Origin of the sequence: Bacillus sp. JJ1127 (assembly GCF_036965845.1) — a bacterium.
Lineage (GTDB): Bacteria > Bacillota > Bacilli > Bacillales > Bacillaceae_G > Bacillus_A.
Genome location: NZ_JBALQK010000454.1, coordinates 1 through 1304, shown reverse-complemented (window position 1 = coordinate 1304; position 1304 = coordinate 1). Strand labels below are relative to the sequence as shown.

Here is a 1304-nt window from a genome sequence, read left to right as displayed (position 1 = left end):
ATACAATAAATAAATTGAATCATCCTAAGGCTAAAGATAATTTTTTCTGTTACCTGCAACCATGTTACTTCCCTCATTCTATAGTTAATGGACTTTGTATCGTACTAATAAGTAGTGTAAACTTTCAAGTTACTTTAATGTCAATACAGTAATTGAACTACCCCCATCTTCACTTCGTTTAGAGGAAGGGGGGTTCTCGGTTAAAATAATAAAAAAATATAGGCCTTCTGATATTGGATTGATAAATTCATAAGAAAATTTCATCCTTCCTCAGCTAACTTGTTTAGAAATAATGGCGTTTTTTATTCCGCTATTTGCGGGCAGAATACTTTTTTAAGTCGATGGGTATGTGCGTTCATTCCTATTTATTATTTTTTATTTGAAAATTAACAAAACGATAGTTTTCTAATTCCTTTAATTTCTGTACAATATTAGTATCTATTACATATGAGGTGAAATAATGAAAGCACATGAAATTGAGTATAAATTATACGGGGATGATATGCAGTTCGTTGAAATCGAATTAGATCCAGAAGAAAGCGTGATTGCAGAAGCTGGAGCCATGATGATGATGGAAGACCATATCGAAATGGAAACAATTTTCGGTGATGGAGCTAGTCAATCTAGCGGCCTTTTCGGTAAATTAATGGGTGCTGGTAAGCGTCTTGTTACAGGTGAAAGCATGTTTATGACTGTATTTACAAACACAGGTCATGGCAAACGTCACGTATCATTTGCTGCACCGTACCCTGGAAAAATCGTTCCAGTTGATTTAACAGAATATCAAGGTAAAGTAGTTTGTCAAAAAGATGCATTTCTTTGCGCTGCAAAAGGTGTTTCTATCGGAATTGAATTCACGAAAAAAATAGGCAGCGGCTTCTTTGGCGGTGAAGGCTTTATTATGCAAAAACTTGAAGGTGATGGACTTGCTTTCATGCACGCAGGCGGCACAGTATATAAACGTGAACTTAAGCCTGGTGAAAAACTCCGCATTGATACAGGGTGTCTTGTTGCGATGACGAAAGATATTAACTATGATATTCAATTCGTAGGTAACGTAAAAACTGCGTTATTTGGCGGTGAAGGCTTATTCTTCGCAACATTAGAAGGTCCAGGAACAGTTTGGATCCAATCTTTAACACTTAGTCGTTTAGCAGCGCGTATTGCAAGCCCAGCAGCTCAAAGCAGCGGTGAAGGCAGTGTTTTAGGAGGACTTGGTCGCCTTCTAGATGGGAAAGAGTAAAATCGATCAAGGCAAATCGCTACGTATGATGACGTAGCGATTTTTTTATTTATCCCGCTAT

Annotated in this window: 1 protein-coding gene; it reads left to right on the top strand. The window is 37.3% G+C overall.

Annotated elements, in window-relative coordinates:
• Positions 1–460 precede the first annotated feature (460 nt).
• Positions 461–1243 (top strand): TIGR00266 family protein, encoded by a 783-nt coding sequence (locus V7183_RS25830; RefSeq protein ID WP_097898984.1) that lies wholly within the window; start codon positions 461–463, stop codon positions 1241–1243.
• The last annotated feature ends 61 nt before the right edge of the window (positions 1244–1304 follow it).